This window comes from Dyadobacter sp. CY312 (assembly GCF_021390535.1).
GTDB lineage: Bacteria > Bacteroidota > Bacteroidia > Cytophagales > Spirosomataceae > Dyadobacter.
This window is the reverse complement of sequence record NZ_JAJUXG010000031.1, coordinates 35,264-51,247: the sequence shown is the minus strand read 5'-3', so window position 1 is coordinate 51,247 and position 15,984 is coordinate 35,264. Positions and strand designations below refer to the sequence as shown.

At 39.9% G+C, this 15,984-nt stretch carries 12 protein-coding genes and 1 tRNA gene; 8 read left to right on the top strand and 5 right to left on the bottom strand.

Features of this window, described 5'->3' with window-relative positions; all coding sequences use genetic code 11:
- Nucleotides 1-92: 92 nt before the first annotated feature.
- Both LZG71_RS28685 and LZG71_RS28680 read right to left on the bottom strand, forming a co-directional pair.
- Nucleotides 93-1,160: a hypothetical protein gene (locus tag LZG71_RS28685; protein ID WP_233826439.1), complete on the bottom strand. Its 1,068-nt coding sequence runs from the start codon at nt 1,158-1,160 to the stop codon at nt 93-95.
- Nucleotides 1,161-1,170: 10 nt separating this feature from the next.
- A complete protein-coding gene (locus LZG71_RS28680; protein WP_233826437.1) occupies nt 1,171-2,553 on the bottom strand; it encodes a toll/interleukin-1 receptor domain-containing protein in 1,383 nt (460 codons plus the stop codon).
- A 420-nt stretch (nt 2,554-2,973) separates the two neighbouring features.
- Here LZG71_RS28680 and LZG71_RS28675 point away from each other — a divergent pair, with 420 nt between their 5' ends.
- A complete protein-coding gene (locus tag LZG71_RS28675) occupies nt 2,974-4,074 on the top strand; it encodes a hypothetical protein (RefSeq protein WP_233826435.1) in 1,101 nt (366 codons plus the stop codon).
- Between the two features lie 303 nt (nt 4,075-4,377).
- Here LZG71_RS28675 and LZG71_RS28670 read toward each other — a convergent pair whose 3' ends face one another.
- Nucleotides 4,378-5,475: a serine/threonine-protein kinase gene (locus LZG71_RS28670; RefSeq protein ID WP_233826433.1), complete on the bottom strand. Its 1,098-nt coding sequence runs from the start codon at nt 5,473-5,475 to the stop codon at nt 4,378-4,380.
- Nucleotides 5,476-5,840: 365 nt separating this feature from the next.
- On the opposite strand from LZG71_RS28670, the gene LZG71_RS28665 reads away from it, so the two are divergent.
- Nucleotides 5,841-7,298, top strand: a complete 1,458-nt coding sequence (locus tag LZG71_RS28665) for a caspase family protein (RefSeq protein WP_233826431.1) — start codon at nt 5,841-5,843, stop codon at nt 7,296-7,298.
- A 322-nt stretch (nt 7,299-7,620) separates the two neighbouring features.
- On the opposite strand, the gene LZG71_RS28660 is transcribed toward LZG71_RS28665, so the two are convergent.
- A complete protein-coding gene (locus LZG71_RS28660) occupies nt 7,621-9,021 on the bottom strand; it encodes a potassium channel family protein (RefSeq protein WP_233826429.1) in 1,401 nt (466 codons plus the stop codon).
- Between the two features lie 462 nt (nt 9,022-9,483).
- Between LZG71_RS28660 and LZG71_RS28655 the strand changes: the two genes are divergently transcribed.
- Nucleotides 9,484-10,011 (top strand): hypothetical protein, encoded by a 528-nt coding sequence (locus LZG71_RS28655; protein WP_233826427.1) that lies wholly within the window; start codon nt 9,484-9,486, stop codon nt 10,009-10,011.
- Nucleotides 10,012-10,386: 375 nt separating this feature from the next.
- Nucleotides 10,387-10,941, top strand: coding sequence for an antirestriction protein ArdA (locus tag LZG71_RS28650; protein ID WP_233826425.1), 555 nt, complete (start codon nt 10,387-10,389; stop codon nt 10,939-10,941).
- 165 nt (nt 10,942-11,106) lie between these two features.
- Here the strand turns inward: LZG71_RS28650 and LZG71_RS28645 are convergent.
- A tRNA-Ile gene (locus LZG71_RS28645) sits at nt 11,107-11,180 on the bottom strand.
- 62 nt (nt 11,181-11,242) lie between these two features.
- Between LZG71_RS28645 and LZG71_RS28640 the strand changes: the two genes are divergently transcribed.
- The 4 genes from LZG71_RS28640 to lpxA all read left to right on the top strand — a co-directional run bounded on the left by LZG71_RS28640 (nt 11,243) and on the right by lpxA (nt 15,969).
- Nucleotides 11,243-12,532 (top strand): HD domain-containing protein, encoded by a 1,290-nt coding sequence (locus LZG71_RS28640; RefSeq protein WP_233826423.1) that lies wholly within the window; start codon nt 11,243-11,245, stop codon nt 12,530-12,532.
- A gap of 95 nt (nt 12,533-12,627) precedes the next feature.
- Nucleotides 12,628-13,677, top strand: a complete 1,050-nt coding sequence (gene lpxD / locus LZG71_RS28635) for a UDP-3-O-(3-hydroxymyristoyl)glucosamine N-acyltransferase (protein ID WP_233826421.1) — start codon at nt 12,628-12,630, stop codon at nt 13,675-13,677.
- An 88-nt stretch (nt 13,678-13,765) separates the two neighbouring features.
- Nucleotides 13,766-15,157, top strand: coding sequence for a bifunctional UDP-3-O-[3-hydroxymyristoyl] N-acetylglucosamine deacetylase/3-hydroxyacyl-ACP dehydratase (locus LZG71_RS28630; protein ID WP_233826419.1), 1,392 nt, complete (start codon nt 13,766-13,768; stop codon nt 15,155-15,157).
- Nucleotides 15,154-15,969 (top strand): acyl-ACP--UDP-N-acetylglucosamine O-acyltransferase, encoded by an 816-nt coding sequence (gene lpxA, locus LZG71_RS28625; protein WP_233826417.1) that lies wholly within the window; start codon nt 15,154-15,156, stop codon nt 15,967-15,969. Before LZG71_RS28630 ends, lpxA begins: the two co-directional genes overlap by 4 nt.
- The last annotated feature ends 15 nt before the right edge of the window (nt 15,970-15,984 follow it).

Sequence of the window (15,984 nt, the reverse complement as noted above, 5' to 3'; positions counted from 1 at the left end):
TAAGAAAAAAACGGTAAAATTGTCAGCCCATCAGAATCTCTCAGATCAGAACCTAAATTAAGGGGGGCAGTATGCCCGGTACGGGGTCAGCATCAACGGAATATCCACTTGCCTTTTCCCAGCTTTTCTTTGAATGCCTCTAATGAATGCTCAATCAGATTGACAGCATCTTTCTTTGAAATATGAAATTCGCTGGTCTCCGGATTAAACCAATTTCCAATATTACCGCGGAATACCATTCCGTCTCCGGAATCGATAAACATTTGAGCGGCACAGCATGCACTTCGATTATTAGGGTCTTCGTCAAGTTTTTTGTAGACCAAACCAAGATAACAGACGTCTTCTCGAATTTCTCCAAGCCTCCATGGTAACCCACCGTTTTTATAATAAAGTGTTGTTGCAATGTTCCATGCTTTTGCGCTATCGAATAGTCTTTGGCTATTTACTTTGTCTTCATCTGACCAAAGTACCTCATATGCGATGGTACTTTCTTTGACGATCTGGGTTACAATCTTGTCACTCAGCAGCTTTGCCTTTAATTGGTTGTGAAAGTTGATTTCATATTCATATGCGTCTTGTAGTTCTGTTAAATCGTCAAATAGGAAGGGCGCCGCTGGATTTCTATCACTTTTTTTCAGACCAATCTTTATGTTGTCCGCCGATTTGGGGAGTTTTGATTTAGGTCTACCAAATTTGAAAATGTCGTCCTGTATCACGACGAACCAAACTGTGACGGGCTTCTCTTCTTGCCTTGTGTATTTGATTAATTCATCTGCAAACAAATTTGATAAGTTAAATACTCGTTGATGTCCGTCCGCATAATGGAGAAATTTATTGACTTCATTTTCGGAAATATCAATTTCAGCGATGTTTTCGAAATTAATGTGAATTCCAAACAAAGCTTCTAAACCTGGAAAAAATGGTCTGGCAACATCTTTTTTATTACTAAATATTGGGGTATGTAATCTATGTAAATACTCTCTAACGTAGGACCTCTGTTTCTCACAACCAATAATACCGATATTTATCTGGCCTTTGATTTTCTCTCTATCATAGGGACCATATAGCATTAGGCCATCCCGGGGATCTGCTGTTTTCTGATTAAAGCCGAATGAGAGCTGTGGTTCGGAAAGGAAAAATAATTCTGGTTCTATTAGCATGTCTTAGTTTTTAGTTTTCTTCGTCTTTATCAACGTCAATAAATAAAGCTTGTCGCTCGGCATCTTTGGGGTCGATGTATCCGAAGTCTGACCAAAACATTTCTACCATATTTTTCATAGTTAACTTTTCTTCAACATTAGACATGAATTCGATTTTTTCATTTGAGTCTTTTAGACTATTAATAAATGCCACCAGTAAATCACGCCACTCTTCATTGAACATTCTTTTCCCTTTTTTTCTTCGATGACTATGTTGTAATTCTGGATCTTTTAAGGCTCGGTAGCCATTTGATGTGAAAATGATGTGGCTGGCAAGTTTAAAACCAAGGAAAGGTTGAAGTACAGCCTTAAAAGAAACCGCATAGTGCCATTTACCAATGGTCAAATGCTTACCAAACAGGTTTTTCCTCTTTGTTTTGCCATCGTTTTTAAAGGGATATTTAAAAGCTACCTTCAGAGTAGGCAAGCTCGAAGGGGTGTGGTAATATGCTAGATTTTTACTAGACAGCTCATATGTTCGTAATCCATTCTTTTTTAGTAGGTTATGCAGCCCTCGTTTTAGTAATTTTTTGAAATAGTTCTCTGCGTCGGTTTGAGTAGGGAAACTTTCGCTTCCAAAACCAAGTAGCAGTTCACTAATTTTTATTTTAAAGACTTCGAGTGGTTTGACATTAGAAGTCTCTGTTTCAATAGGAACTACGAAGTTAAGATCAACTTTAAAGCTGACAATACAGTTGGCATTACGTGTTAGCAATATTTTGTCATTTACCTCCAAAACTGCCTGCGCTTGTTTCTCATTAGCAAATCGGAGAATAAAGTAGTACTCCGGTAAACTTTCCGTGTTCCACCAGTTAGTAAAGTAGAGTTCCTTCTTCTTAATGACAGGGTTTTTAATCAGATAATGATCGAGATACCAGTTTGCAGCGGTACTTGTAATACGTTTAGAGGATTTTGGAGCTTCGTCTTTTTGAAGCTTTTTAAGCAATGCTGTTAAGCCGTCTGCCCAGTTTGAACTAAAAGGAATCTGATTGACGTCAATTGCGCCGGGGAAAAGGTCAAACGGAGAATCATCCAGATGAAGTATAATGAAAAAATCCTTCAGTGCGGGATTGTCCGAAACAACAGATCTTGCAAAATTGATCTCTTTTTGAATACCACTTTTAACTTGATCCTTTTGACCGTCGTAACAAATGTTTTTTGAATAAACTAAAAGGAATTTAATCGAATGAACCGTGATTGACGTTTCTATATCTTTCCAGAATGTCTCTCCGCCTAGGAGCTCCTTTTTGTCAATCCACACCTTATAGCCCATCAGCTCTAACCTGGAAGCAAGCCATATGGTAAATTCATTGTCTTCTGGGGTAGCATGGCTAATAAAAATCGTGTCCTTCATTAATCTTATAATCTGAGTTACGAGGAGATATGGACGTATGTAATTACGTAATGATATTAATCATAGTCGCAAATAAAGAAAATATTAGACTTTTGAAAGTTGTTGTCGTAATTTATAACCATGAACCAGATGTGAAAGGAATTATTCCCTAATCCGGCTAATAATGAACCTTAAATATTCGCAACTGGATTGGTGAACATTCAATAATAGTACTTTGGGCCCTACTCTGACGTATATGTGAAAAGTGTGTTTGGAGGTTTGTAAAGGTGCTAAGCTGGGTTCATGGGTATATTTTCTGATTGGCTTCTTCTACCTCAATACAAATTACACATTTCGTATTAAAGGTCAGTCAATCGGCAAGTTAATGGCTATAATTTTTCGGACAGTGAAAACGTCAACTAACTGCATAAACAAAAAAAAATGGAAATTGACAAATACTATCAGACACTTGATCAGTTAGCAGACGATTGTGCAAAATCCGGTTTGGCGACACATCATTTCTTAGAGAACATCATTGAGACAAACCGCAACCTTTTTGACGAGTTGATTGCTTTCAGAAAGTCATTTGTCGGCGCTAAGGAGTTGGACGAAGTTAGAGGTTACTTAGTTATTGGTTTATTTAGAGAATATAAAGGCATTGAGAGAGCAACTTGCTTTGTAATCTGCTTTGAGTTGGGTGAAGCGGCAACACAAAAAAGCTGGAAACAGCGATGCGAAGTTTACTCTCCTTCTCAAACCCTATTTACCAAAGCTCCACATCTCTTTGAGCATGTTCTCAATCACGATTTAATTGATAGAGTTGCCCTTACACAAATTGACGACAGTGAAATTTTGCAAATCACAAGCGGATTTACTTACTTAGATTATGCTCTTAATCCTTTAATTGCTTCTTGGGCGATTAGCAATTTCCCAGATAAGAAAATTTATTTAAGAGCAAATCCTCACAAATATTTTGACAAGCAACCGCTTCAATCGATTTCAGAATCAGTTTTAATGCCAGCCAATCCAAGTTGGTGGCGTAAACTCACCATTCACAACAGGACAAAGGAAGGAGCATCTTACATCCTTGAGGATTGTTCTCCTAAAGACAACATTCAACAGTATTGGGAGTTGCATATCAAGAAAATTAAACGACTGGAGGTAATCGTAAAACGGAGTAACAACGGGAACCTGTCAATGATGATAGAGGAGATTACGGATATTGACAATCACGGGTTACTTTTCGGACGCTGCATTCATTTGGACACTGACTCAAAGTTTGGGACTGATTTTGAAAACTCTGTTCTTAACCATCTTGACTTAGCAATTAATATTTATGAAGGTGATGCAGCTAAAAAAAGATTATACGACAATCTTGCTTCTGGAACAGTTACTACTGACGCGTCATACAGGACACACTTACTGCGGATAGAACAAATTTCTTTCAAAGCTTTGTTCGGTTTTGTAGTGTCGTTTTTTAAATCACAAACGCTAATAAACGAGTGGCTTGAAGATCAGTTTTACGGAAGGGATGCACAATAAATTTTGACGGACAAATCTTATACTGAAAAGTATTATCCTTGTTAAGAATGGGTATGCGATGGCGGCAGTTCCGCACTCAGCAGATACTTTTGTGCAAGGTGACAGTTCATTTCTTCAATGGGTTTGGAGCTAAACCTTCGCACCTTTGGTAAATGCTATCGGCTATTGTCGACGAGTGGCCTTTGGGCATTGACAATGGGGGTTTCACCGCTATGGGTTTGCACAACAATTCGATGCGCATTCACCATGAATACAAATCTCAGTACCACCTGCAAAGATAGATCGAATACAGCAAATGGAGAATTACAGTGTCTTCATTTGCTCGAATAATACACTACAACTTTCAGTTCGAGCGTCCATATTCCTCAAACAGCCATTAATACAAGATATATAATCATCGGTTATTTCAGGTATTTCAGTCAAATTATCCATAAAAGAGCTTCCAGCTGGTGGTTGACCAGTTAGCATTGTATACCATATTGCACCCAAAGAATAAATATCCGTTCGTTTGTCAAGCAATTTTGGATTAGCTAGCAGTTCAGGGGCATTATAATAGCCACTTATAACGTGCTGGTCGGTTTTAGTAATCCGCGAGTAAAGTTCGTTTTCAATGAATGCACCTAATCCAAAGTCTATTATTCTGAACTGATTTGGACGTGATGCCATAATATTACTAGGTTTCAAATCTCGGTGTAAAATTTTTGCTTCGTCATGAGCATGACTCATACCGCTTGTCAACCCTCGCATCATGTTTAATGCTTGTTGTGGTGACAAGGGACCGAATTTTATCAAAATCTCGTTTAGATTTAAACCCTCAAAATATTCCATTCTAATGAATGGCCGTTTGCCAATCATTCCAGCGTCGTATACCTTTATGATGGATGGGTGATTTAGTTTAAAAAGCATCCTGGCTTCCTGGAAAAAACGATCTAATTCATTTGTGTTTCCCTCATAGAATGCAGGTGCAAATACTTTTACTGCGAAGGGTAAGTTTAATAAGCGATGCTCATACAAATAGACTTGACCGAAACCACCAGTTCCAATAATTTGCTTTTCGTCATAGTTCTTTTTGAACTCGAGTCCGCCTTCTTCACTTTCATATTCTAAAATTTCGAGGATCGGATTTATTTCATTTACTATTATAGTTCTTCTTTCTGCATATGAGGCCGCTTTGTCTTGCATCCATTTTCGAAATTCTCCCGGAGTTCTGCAGACTTTAATTGATTGAGGAATAACATCATTTAGGTAGGTGATATTTAAAAGAAGCTTTCGTACTCTCCCGTATTCAGTAGAATCAATGCTACCATCTGTTGCTTGGGCCATAAGGCCCATTTTAAATTGTTCTATCTGTACTACAATATCATCCCCTTCCAGGGTATCATTTAATTCTTGAACCGTCATGTATTAGTATCTTGTGGTTACTATAATGGATTAAACCATAACCGAAATTTACATAGTTATCCTCAGGAAATGAGCTTTTGCCCAATCCAATCACCAACATTATCAGGTTCTGGAAATAAGTATGGATTATACTTTTTAAAGATGTTGTGGTTGATAAGTCTTTTTACTATTTGAACTAAAGAAAATAAATCTGGAAAATGTTTAAAGTACATTTATAGTATATTGATAATCAGCATGTTATGAATATTTAATTGGAGTGTGTTCATAATTTTGTAAATAATTGATCAACCTTGGCGTAAATTACGGCGTGATTACCATCTTTCACTTAAATTGGTATTCTAAGTAATTTGCGCTTGTCTTATCTCATGAAAACCTTAGCAGTAGTAATCGGCAATAATGACTATCATGGCACTGCCATCCTCTCGAACGCAGTTGCAGATGCTAAAGCGATTGCAGAGGTGTTCAACCGACTCGGATATGAAGTAATAAGTAAATTCAATTGCTCCTCGGAAGGCTGTGTCGAACTATTAGCGGAAATTGAATCCAAAATAAGCGATTTTGATGCTACAATCTTCTTTTTTGCGGGACATGGATTTGAAATTGATGGAGAAAACTTCCTAACATCAATCGACTGTCAGATTCCACCAGCTACTAAATATGCCGTGAGCCGAAGTAGTATTTCGATTTCGGAATTGCTTAACATTTACAAGCTCTATCCGAACAAGATAAATATTGTTATTATTGATGCGTGCAGGAAGAGTTTTGCTCGTGGCACTGGCAATGTATTTGCTCCTGTTCGAGCTCCAAGGGGAACTCTAATTGCATTCTCAACATCTCCCGAGGATGGATCTAGTGATGGTGGCTTTGAAGGCGGGCACAGCGTTTACACCGGTGCATTATTAACCTATATCGGTAGGGAGCAACTTTCGGTTGAAGAGCTCTTCAAAAAAGTTCGAAAAACGGTCAACAATCTAACTCAAGGTCGACAAACTCCATGGGAACACACTTCATTAATTGGAGATTTTTATTTTAATATAGGGCAGCTCACTTACTCTCAAAACTTACTATATAGTGAAGATGTAGTAAGAGAAGTTACTTATATGTTGAAGCCTGACGAGTTTTCGAAAGCGATATTTGAAATCAAATCATTGGATTGGAATCGGCAAAATCCCGCAATTGCTAAGATTTTGGGGATTCATTCGTCAAATCTAACTAGTAATCAACAATTTATCTTAGGTAGAAACCTCCTTCAGGCTGGAGGGTTCGCCTACGCGGCGACAAACTTTTTTGAAAAAATCGAAGTAAATCTAAAACGATTTCAATCTGGAAAGGAAAACCACGTATTGAATGGAATTTTGTTTGAAATATATTTTGATAATAGAGCAGAGTTTAGAAGGAATAGATTTAAGATTCAATGTTTTGATCAAATCATAAGTCTGAGGAAAGATCCAATCTTCACCAATTCATTCAGCTTTATTGCTACGCTATTGTCCCAGTATCGGATTAATCGAGTTTTCTGGATCCCGACCAGTAGCGACATTCCGATAGATGTTGATGTTCTTGTTAGCTCCGAAAAAATGGAAGATTGGCTTGGTGAGACCGACTTTTACGATGTGATTAATAGTATATATGTTATGGGTACGAATATATTACCACATATACGAGGGTATAACCTTGGAGATTCGAATGTTATAGCCCTGCGAAAAGCCCTTGCTAGTTATTTGGCAGCCCCGGAGGACTTGATCCAGATTCTCAGCAACATGAGTATAAATAAAATTGGTATTAGGCCAGAGATATTTTCTGAGGAAGATTTAGATTTGTAAGTTTTGCTTAATGGAAAGGTATTGGTCTGATTTACAATTAAATATGGGGTTTCCTCGGTGGGATCGCCAAAATAATATTTTGATGTATAACAGGTGACATGATCAGTATCATTGAAGATTACTATTACGTCTGGCGCCTAATTTATGAAGGTCTAAAATCGATGCCTTAATACCACAATGATAATTTTCATATTCGAATTAAAGTTGGTCGGCCGATCAAGCTGGCCTTGAGAAAACCCAAGCGTGAGTGTATTCTTGATTAAAGGAATTTTATCGGCATGCCGCCTATTCTTATCACTAAACTGCAATAGTGATAGTAGGATCAATACTTAGATTTATTTGAATAGCCGGCAACAAAAAGCCCCGTCATAAACGCGCCGAAAAGAGCCTCCGATGCGACGATCATTTTGCTGATCGTTGAACTGTCCTTTGGCGTTATATCGCCGAATCCTAGTGTAGTAAAGGTTACGATGGACAAGTATAAAGAGTTGAAAAAGTTACCGGATGCCTGAGCGATATCGCTGCTGAAAAACAGGATTGCATATATCAATATCGTTACCAAGGCAGATATAGCTACCCTGCCTGGCCGTTCACCAAAGCCCCAAATAACATAAGAAGAAATAGCGCCTATAAAAGTGAATGTTTCGGCCATTTGGTCTTTAAAGAACCTGATGTGGTACCAACGATGTCCCCAACTCAGGCTTCGGAAACCGGAAAGAAATTTCAGATGGTGGCGGGTGGCGAGCATTTCGTGTTTTCTTTCTCCGTAGTAGGATTCGGCGGCTTCCCTTCTCATGCCGTTTGATTGAAAAAGGATGCGCAGCGCCTTAAAAATTTCAGCATTCGATTCATGTGCCCCTCCTTTGCCACTACCGTAACCATCATTGGCTGGTGTAAATTCCCATCTTGCAATACTAACATCTACAAAATTTAGCAAGCTCATAGGGCTTCTCCGAAACGTAAAATCCGAAAGCCGGGAGTCACGGACATCCATTCCCCAAATATTGCATTGCTCAAATGTGAAGCCATAAAGATTCGATTGATGCACTTGTAATTTTTCAAACTGACATTTGACGAATTGAAAGAACTGTCCCTTGGCTTCAATGTCCAAATAACGGACAGAAGCATAATAAATTTCGGTTTGCCGACTAAAAGAGATCCCGGATCCTTTGATCTCTAAGAAATCAAGATTACAAAAATCAAGGTTTTTTTGTTGAAGATAAATAAATCCGTCTAGGGACACTCCGCCCATCTTCAATACTTGAAATCCAGTACAAAGAATTGCCTGGGATAACTCCGGCGAATTATCCGTGTAGATGCCATACATGAAGTCTTCTCGATTACCTGCCAATCCACCAGGAATAAACCTAAGTTTGTTTTTCCTTTTTGCCTCCCAACAAATATAAGGCTCGAAAAAGATAGCGCCTTTTTGATCGCGCATTAGCTCTGCTTTCAGCTGTTTTCGCCATAAATCCACGAAAATGTATTTGGGGAAGCCTTCAATATCTTCTTGAAGAATGGCTTTTTCGTGCTTCCCAGAGAAAAACTTACCGGGTTGGTCTGTAGAAAGAATGTACTCCATTGAAAGAGAAAATGTATTCCGCCACTGAGTAAATTCGGGCAATACATCTTCGAAATGATCAAAGAGTTGCTTTAGATCGTTGTTTCTTCGCCAATCATTGAACTGGTCGACAGGAAGTTTCCACAATAGTTGGATATTCATAAATGCCGCGAATTTCGAGGCAAACTACTAAATTCTATAATCATTGATAGTTATTTTTTGCCCGATGTTTACTCTAAAAGGGGCTTTGCTCGAAACGCTATTCTCTGGTATGGCCCTTTAATTGGTTGTTCAAAGTTTTACCAATGGAATGAATTTAGTCAGGGGCAAAGATAATGGATTGTTGGTAAGCTTGCCAGTAACAGTTTTGGCAATCTTTTTAAAGATTTTCACATACCCTAGTACAGATCTGAGAAGAAATTTATTTATGGCAGGGATATTTGTTACAGGTTCGGTAGATTGGCTTGCCCATTGGCCGCAAATGCGCTGGTTCATAAGGGCCACAGCGTGGTCATGAGCGTTGACAGTTGATAGTAAGGTCAGGCTTTATTATTTATCTTAGGCTTGAAGGAATATAGATAAAAAATTATGAACAATTAACGAGACAATACAATCTACATTCCGATGCCCCGTGACAATGAGAACTATCGACTACAAATAGACACAGCCTATCTCAATCACTACGACAGCCTTTATGAATCGGTGTCAACCCAATATCCAGCTTTTTTCAAATTCCGACTATATGGTGATATTGAAAAAAATTTGCTAAGTATTGAGGGTGCTGTTTCTTTAAAAGAAACAGACCAAGATGTTAACAAAAGGATTCAAGGAAAAGTCAAGGAAAAGGTAACTCAACACCGGGACTTCAAGGGAAAGAGAATTATTGCGATTGGAATTGATGAAATATTTAATCCTTATTCACGAGACACAATATCTGCGGTGGATAAAGGACTAATCAACTTTGATGCGCTATCAGCATTATTACGGCCAGGAATTATTCTTTGGTTAATATTTCGGTCATACAAAAATCAAGGACGGGCGTTCAAGGCCAGTATCCTTTACCATAAAATTGCAGATAAATCGATCGCAACGGCACTCGAAAAAGTAAAGCTGATTTTGGAACCAACCTACTTAATGAAGGACCTGATATAGAGACCATTTCAAACGCTTGATTCTATAACATCATATGTTGAGCCCAAAATTATATGTTCTGTCTACGGTTGAGAATGAGATTTCCGCCAAATAATATTTTGTTGTATAACTACTTGTTAAGTTCAATGGCCATTAAGAAGCGAACCAGCCGCACGTTTACCAGTCAGTGCAAACGAAAGTTACGAAGTGAAAAATGACGGCTTCAGACCTTCACTTCGTCAGCCGGCTATTTACCGCGGCTGGCGGCCGCTTCTTAAACCGCCGTCTGAGCTTTGAACCCAAAGGGGATAAACCCCGTCATTTTACCTTCAAGTGGGACATGCGATTGCCCTTTGGCACAGAGCCGGGCTTAGCTACTTCAAATGTCTTTCACTGATGAAAAATTCAAAAAACACTCCAAAGATTTACGTACGCACTTACGGGATGTACAATGCCGGATCGCTTTTCGGAAAATGGTTTGATCTTTCAGACTATTCAGATGCACAGGAATTTTACAAAGACTGCTATGAGTACCACCGGAATGAATCTGATCCGGAGTTAGTGTTCCAGGACTGGGAGTATATCCCATCTTTTCTGATCTCCGAAAGCAGTTTACATCAGGACACATTCAAATACTTTGAAGCAGTTTCTAAAATGGATGATGACAGAGCGGAAGCATTTGAGATTTACTGCTCAGATATTGTATCCTGGCCAGCGAGCGGAAATGATCTGGAAGCGACGCAGGAAGGTTTTGAACAGTCCTATCAGGGATACTTTGGAGGAGTTATGAAAGATCCGAAAACAGAGTTTACTTACCAGTATGTTGAGGATACCGGAATGCTTTCGGAAACACCTGAAATTCTTGAAAGATATTTTGACTACGAAGCCTTCGGAAGAGATTTATTTCTTGAAAGCTATACCGAAATCAATGGATTTGTCTTTGTTGATTGATAAACATCCAAAACTTTGAGGGCACTTGCAATAAATGTGAGTGCTCTTAAAGTAACAGACTCAGCCCCATTGCAAGCAATTCCAGACTTCAAAAACTATTGCAACTATTATTGCAACCAAATAAAAAAGGACTTAGTTTTTGAAGCTAAGTCCTTGATTTTCAAGTGGGCCCACCTGGAATCGAACCAGGCACCTACTGATTATGAGTCAGTTGCTCTAACCGAATGAGCTATAGGCCCTCTCTGTAACAGAGTTTGGAGTGCAAAATTAGTAAAACAGATTAATTCTCCAAATCATATTGATGAGAATAACTGCTTTTCTCAATTACAAGTTTGTTATTTTTGTAGAAAAAAGCGTTTTGAACAAAAGAAAAATAATCAACGACCCGGTTTATGGATTTATAACAATCTCTTCTGATCTGTTATTTGACCTGGTCGAACATCCCTATTTTCAAAGACTGAGACGTATTAAGCAGCTTGGGCTCGCGGATGTGGTGTATCCCGGAGCCTTGCATACGCGGTTTCATCATGCGTTGGGTGCTATGCATCTGATGAGTCTGGCTTTGAAGTCGTTGCAGGAAAAAGGACATCTGATCTGGGAGCCGGAACTGGAAGCAGCTCAGGCGGCAATCCTACTGCATGACCTTGGTCACGGGCCATTTTCACATGTTTTGGAAAGTGTACTTATGCCGGGCGTAGCACATGAATCCATTACGCTGGTAATGATGAAAGATCTGAACCGGCAGATGAACGGCAGGCTGGACATGGCTATTCAAATGTTTGAGGGAACATATCCACGGAAATTTTTCCATCAGATGATTTCCAGTCAATTGGATATGGACCGGATGGATTACCTGAAAAGAGATAGTTTTTATACTGGTGTTGTTGAAGGCTCAATAGGTGCGGATCGACTGATTAAAATGCTTGATCTTAGTGGCGATCAATTGGTGGTGGAAGAGAAAGGATTACTGAGTATTGAAAATTTTCTGCATGCAAGAAGGCTTATGTACTGGCAGGTATATCTTCATAAAACTTTGCTCAGCGCTCAGGCGATGCTTACTCAGGTACTTTATCGTGCCCGTGAATTGTCTGCCGCAGGAGAGGAATTGTTTGCGACGCCCGATTTTTCGCGTTTTTTGAAGAACCGGTTTTCGCTTGCTGATTTCGAAAGGCAGGACGATTTGCTCAGTTCATTCAATGGCCTGGATGACAACGATGTCTGGGCATCAATAAAAGGTTGGGTAAAGCACTCTGACCCGGTTCTTTCTACTTTGAGCCGCATGATTTTAGGTCGGAATCTGTTCAAAATTATTTTTCTGGATACGCCTCCAAGTGAAGAAATACTTAATCCTTTACGCCGGCAGCTTGAAGAAGCTGGACTAACAGAAAAGGAACAAGAGTATTTTCTGGTAACCGGAGAAACAGCCAATTGGGCCTATGAAAAAGATCATGATCCTATTCGTGTAAAAATGAAGGATGGAAATCTGCTTGATATTGCAACGGCATCGGACATTCCTACGATAGATGCCCTGACCAAGATTGTGCGTAAGTATTATGTATGTTGGGGTAAAAATGTATCTTTGCGTGGTTAGTCAGGATGTAAATTCGTTTCTGATGAAAAATAAGTGTTTTTGAAAAAAATGCTTTAACAGCGTCCAACAACAATACCAGAAATTAGCCGTAAAATATGAAATTTACTGTCAGCGAGATTGCACAAATGCTTGATGGAACTATTGTTGGTGATGAAAAAGTTGCGATTGATTCGGCTGCTAAAATAGAGGAGGGGCGGCCCGGTTGTATTTCTTTTCTTGCCAACAGTAAATATGAACCTTATATATACACCACGCAGTCATCGGCAGTAATTGTTAATAAGGATTTTACCCCTAAGAAAGATATTTCCGCTACATTAATATATGTTGAAAATGCCTACACGGCTTTCACCATTCTTTTGGAAGAATATCAGAAGCGCCTTGCGAATGTAAAACGAGGAGTAGAACAACCCAGTTTTTTAGGCGAAGGAGGCCAGATTGGTGAAGATGTTTACCGAGGAGCTTTTTCATACATTGGTAAAAATTGTGAGATTGGTAATCGCGTAAAAATATATCCCCAAACCTATATCGGTGATAATGTAACTATTGGAGACGATAGCACAATACATCCCGGAGTGCGTATTTATGATAATACGGTGATAGGTCAAAACTGTACTATTTTTGCCAACACAGTTATAGGAAGCGACGGATTTGGCTTTGCTCCTCAGAAGGACGGATCGTACAAAACCATTCCGCAATTAGGAAATGTGGTTCTGGAAGACAATGTCAGTGTTGGAGCGAATGCGGCAATCGACTGCGCTACAATGGGATCGACCATTATCAGAAAAGGAGCTAAAATTGACAACCTTGTACAGATAGCCCACAACGTTGAGGTAGGAATAAATACTGTTATTGCGGCGCAATCGGGAGTATCTGGTTCATCTCAAATTGGTGAGCAGTGTGTCATTGCTGGTCAGGTAGGTATTTCCGGCCATTTGACAGTGGCTAATAATACCAAAATTGGTGCGCAAAGCGGATTGGGTAAATCCATAAAGAAAGAAGGTTTGTCGCTCTCGGGCTCGCCTGCAAGAGATTTGACCGAACATTTACGTGCAATGGCGCAAATGCGAAGATTGCCTGAAATTGAAACCAGGCTTAAAGAACTGGAAAGTAAACAGCAGGCAAGTGTAATTGACGAAAGAGATTAATACATATTTTATATAAAAGGCAAAGATTAAGATATCCGCAATTTGCATAAGCAATCCCCGTCGCCTTTAAGTAGATAAGGAGAATATAATGAACGAAAAACAACAGACCATTTCCAAGTCAGTATCCGTAACCGGCGTAGGTTTGCACACCGGAGTAGTGGCTACGATGACATTTGTGCCCGCACCGGCAAATCATGGATATAAATTTCAGCGTGTCGATTTACCGGGTCAGCCTATTGTTGATGCTGATGTTGACAATGTTGTAGACTTGTCGAGAGGTACAACCATTGAGCAAAATGGTGCACGTATCCACACCGTTGAGCACACACTCGCCGCTCTTGTAGGTTTGCAAATTGATAATGTGCTGATACAGCTAGACGGACCTGAGCCTCCAATTATGGATGGAAGTTCTATCAAATTTGTGGATGCCCTTATTGAAGCTGGTACCGAGGAGCAGAATGCTTATCGTAACTATTTCGAAGTTCCGGAATATGTTCATTATAAAAACCTGGACACAAGCACGGAGATGGTGGCGTTGCCGCTTTCTGATTACAGGCTTACCGTTATGGTCGATTATAATTCGACTGTAATCAGCAGCCAACATGCATCTTTGAATGACATTACTTTGTTCAAAGATGACATCGCTTCCTGCCGCACATTTGTTTTTCTGCATGAACTGGAAGCTTTGTACAAGCAAAATTTGATTAAAGGAGGAGATGTCACAAATGCAATCGTCATCGTTGATCGCAAAGTAGAAGACGGTGAATTGGATCACCTTTCTCAATTGCTCAATAAGCCGAAAGTAAGTGTAGACGAATCTAAGGGTATACTCAATAATGTAGATCTGCATTATCCTAATGAAATGGCGAGGCACAAGTTGCTGGACCTGATCGGGGATTTGGCTTTGATTGGTCGCCCAATTAAAGCGCAGATATTGGCTGCACGTCCCGGACATGCAGCAAACGTGGCTTTGGCTAAAAAGATTAAAAAACTGATCAAATCGGGTAAGGGAAACATTCCTCAGTACGATCCGAACAAAGCGCCTGTTTTTGATATCAATCAGATTGGCGAGCTTTTGGCACACAGATATCCATTTCAGATGATCGACAAGATCATCGCACTGGATGAGAATAGCGTTGTGGGTGTGAAAAACGTGACGATCAATGAAGAGTACTTTGTTGGTCATTTTCCTGGCAATCCGGTGATGCCGGGTGTATTGCAATTGGAAGCAATGGCACAAACTGGCGGAATCCTCGTTTTAACAAGTGTGCCCGATCCTGATAACTACTGGCCTTACCTGATTGGAATTGATGCTTGTCGTTTCCGACGTAATGTATTTCCGGGAGATACGGTAATATTTAAATGCGAGTTCACCTCACCGATGAAACGAGGTATTGTAAAAATGAGTGGCCGGGGTTATGTAGCCGGACAGCTCGTATGTGAAGCTGATATGATCGCCAGCCTGGTAAAGAAAAAATGACACAATCGTTAGCATATATCCATCCTGACGCTAAGATTGCTCAGAATGTAGAAATTGAGCCTTTTGCCATGATTCACAAAGACGTGGAGATTGGAGAAGGTACCTGGATAGGTTCTCACGCCGTAATTAACGCGGGAGCCCGGATCGGGAAAAATTGCCGTATCTATCCCGGAGTCGTTATTTCTGCTACTCCGCAGGATTTGAAATATAACAATGAGTACACACTAACGGTAATTGGTGATAATACAACCATCCGTGAGTATGCCACCATTAGCCGGGGAACCGAAGAGCACTGGAAAACAGTAGTTGGTTCGGACTGTCTCATTATGGCTTATGCACACGTTGCACACGATTGCCGGGTTGGTAACAACTGTATCGTTGGGAATAATGTGCAAATGGCCGGTCACGTACATGTGGGCGACTGGGCAATTGTGAGTGCATTGAGCGCTGTGCATCAGTTTGTTAAAATCGGAGCGCATGCTTTTGTTTCAGGCGCCTCGCTGGTAAGGAAAGATGTTCCTCCGTTTACAAAAGCGGCAAGAGAACCTATTTCTTACGCAGGGATCAATTCTGTGGGATTACGCAGAAGGGGTTTTAGCAATGATAAGATCATTGAAATACAAAATATTTACCGTTACATATACATGCGCGGCCTTAATAACGCGGAGGCATTGCAGAAGATTGAACTTGAATTACCACCTTCAAACGAACGTGATGTAATTATCAATTTCATTCGGAATTCGGAACGTGGTATTATGAAAAGCCCATTCCAGTCCAGCAACGGTGCAGGTGAGTCGGAGGCACAGGCTTAAACAAGATCTTTTTAT

Excerpts from the sequence above, each read along its gene's own strand:
- LZG71_RS28660 (WP_233826429.1), bottom strand. The coding sequence starts at position 9,021 with ATGAATATCCAACTATTGTGGAAACTTCCTGTCGACCAGTTCAATGAT.
- lpxD (WP_233826421.1), top strand. The coding sequence starts at position 12,628 with ATGAAATTTACTGTCAGCGAGATTGCACAAATGCTTGATGGAACTATT.
- LZG71_RS28650 (WP_233826425.1), top strand. The coding sequence starts at position 10,387 with ATGAAAAATTCAAAAAACACTCCAAAGATTTACGTACGCACTTACGGG.
- LZG71_RS28670 (WP_233826433.1), bottom strand. The coding sequence starts at position 5,475 with ATGACGGTTCAAGAATTAAATGATACCCTGGAAGGGGATGATATTGTA.
- LZG71_RS28640 (WP_233826423.1), top strand. The coding sequence starts at position 11,243 with ATGAGAATAACTGCTTTTCTCAATTACAAGTTTGTTATTTTTGTAGAA.
- LZG71_RS28680 (WP_233826437.1), bottom strand. The coding sequence starts at position 2,553 with ATGAAGGACACGATTTTTATTAGCCATGCTACCCCAGAAGACAATGAA.
- LZG71_RS28655 (WP_233826427.1), top strand. The coding sequence starts at position 9,484 with ATGCCCCGTGACAATGAGAACTATCGACTACAAATAGACACAGCCTAT.
- LZG71_RS28665 (WP_233826431.1), top strand. The coding sequence starts at position 5,841 with ATGAAAACCTTAGCAGTAGTAATCGGCAATAATGACTATCATGGCACT.
- lpxA (WP_233826417.1), top strand. The coding sequence starts at position 15,154 with ATGACACAATCGTTAGCATATATCCATCCTGACGCTAAGATTGCTCAG.
- LZG71_RS28685 (WP_233826439.1), bottom strand. The coding sequence starts at position 1,160 with ATGCTAATAGAACCAGAATTATTTTTCCTTTCCGAACCACAGCTCTCA.
- LZG71_RS28675 (WP_233826435.1), top strand. The coding sequence starts at position 2,974 with ATGGAAATTGACAAATACTATCAGACACTTGATCAGTTAGCAGACGAT.
- LZG71_RS28630 (WP_233826419.1), top strand. The coding sequence starts at position 13,766 with ATGAACGAAAAACAACAGACCATTTCCAAGTCAGTATCCGTAACCGGC.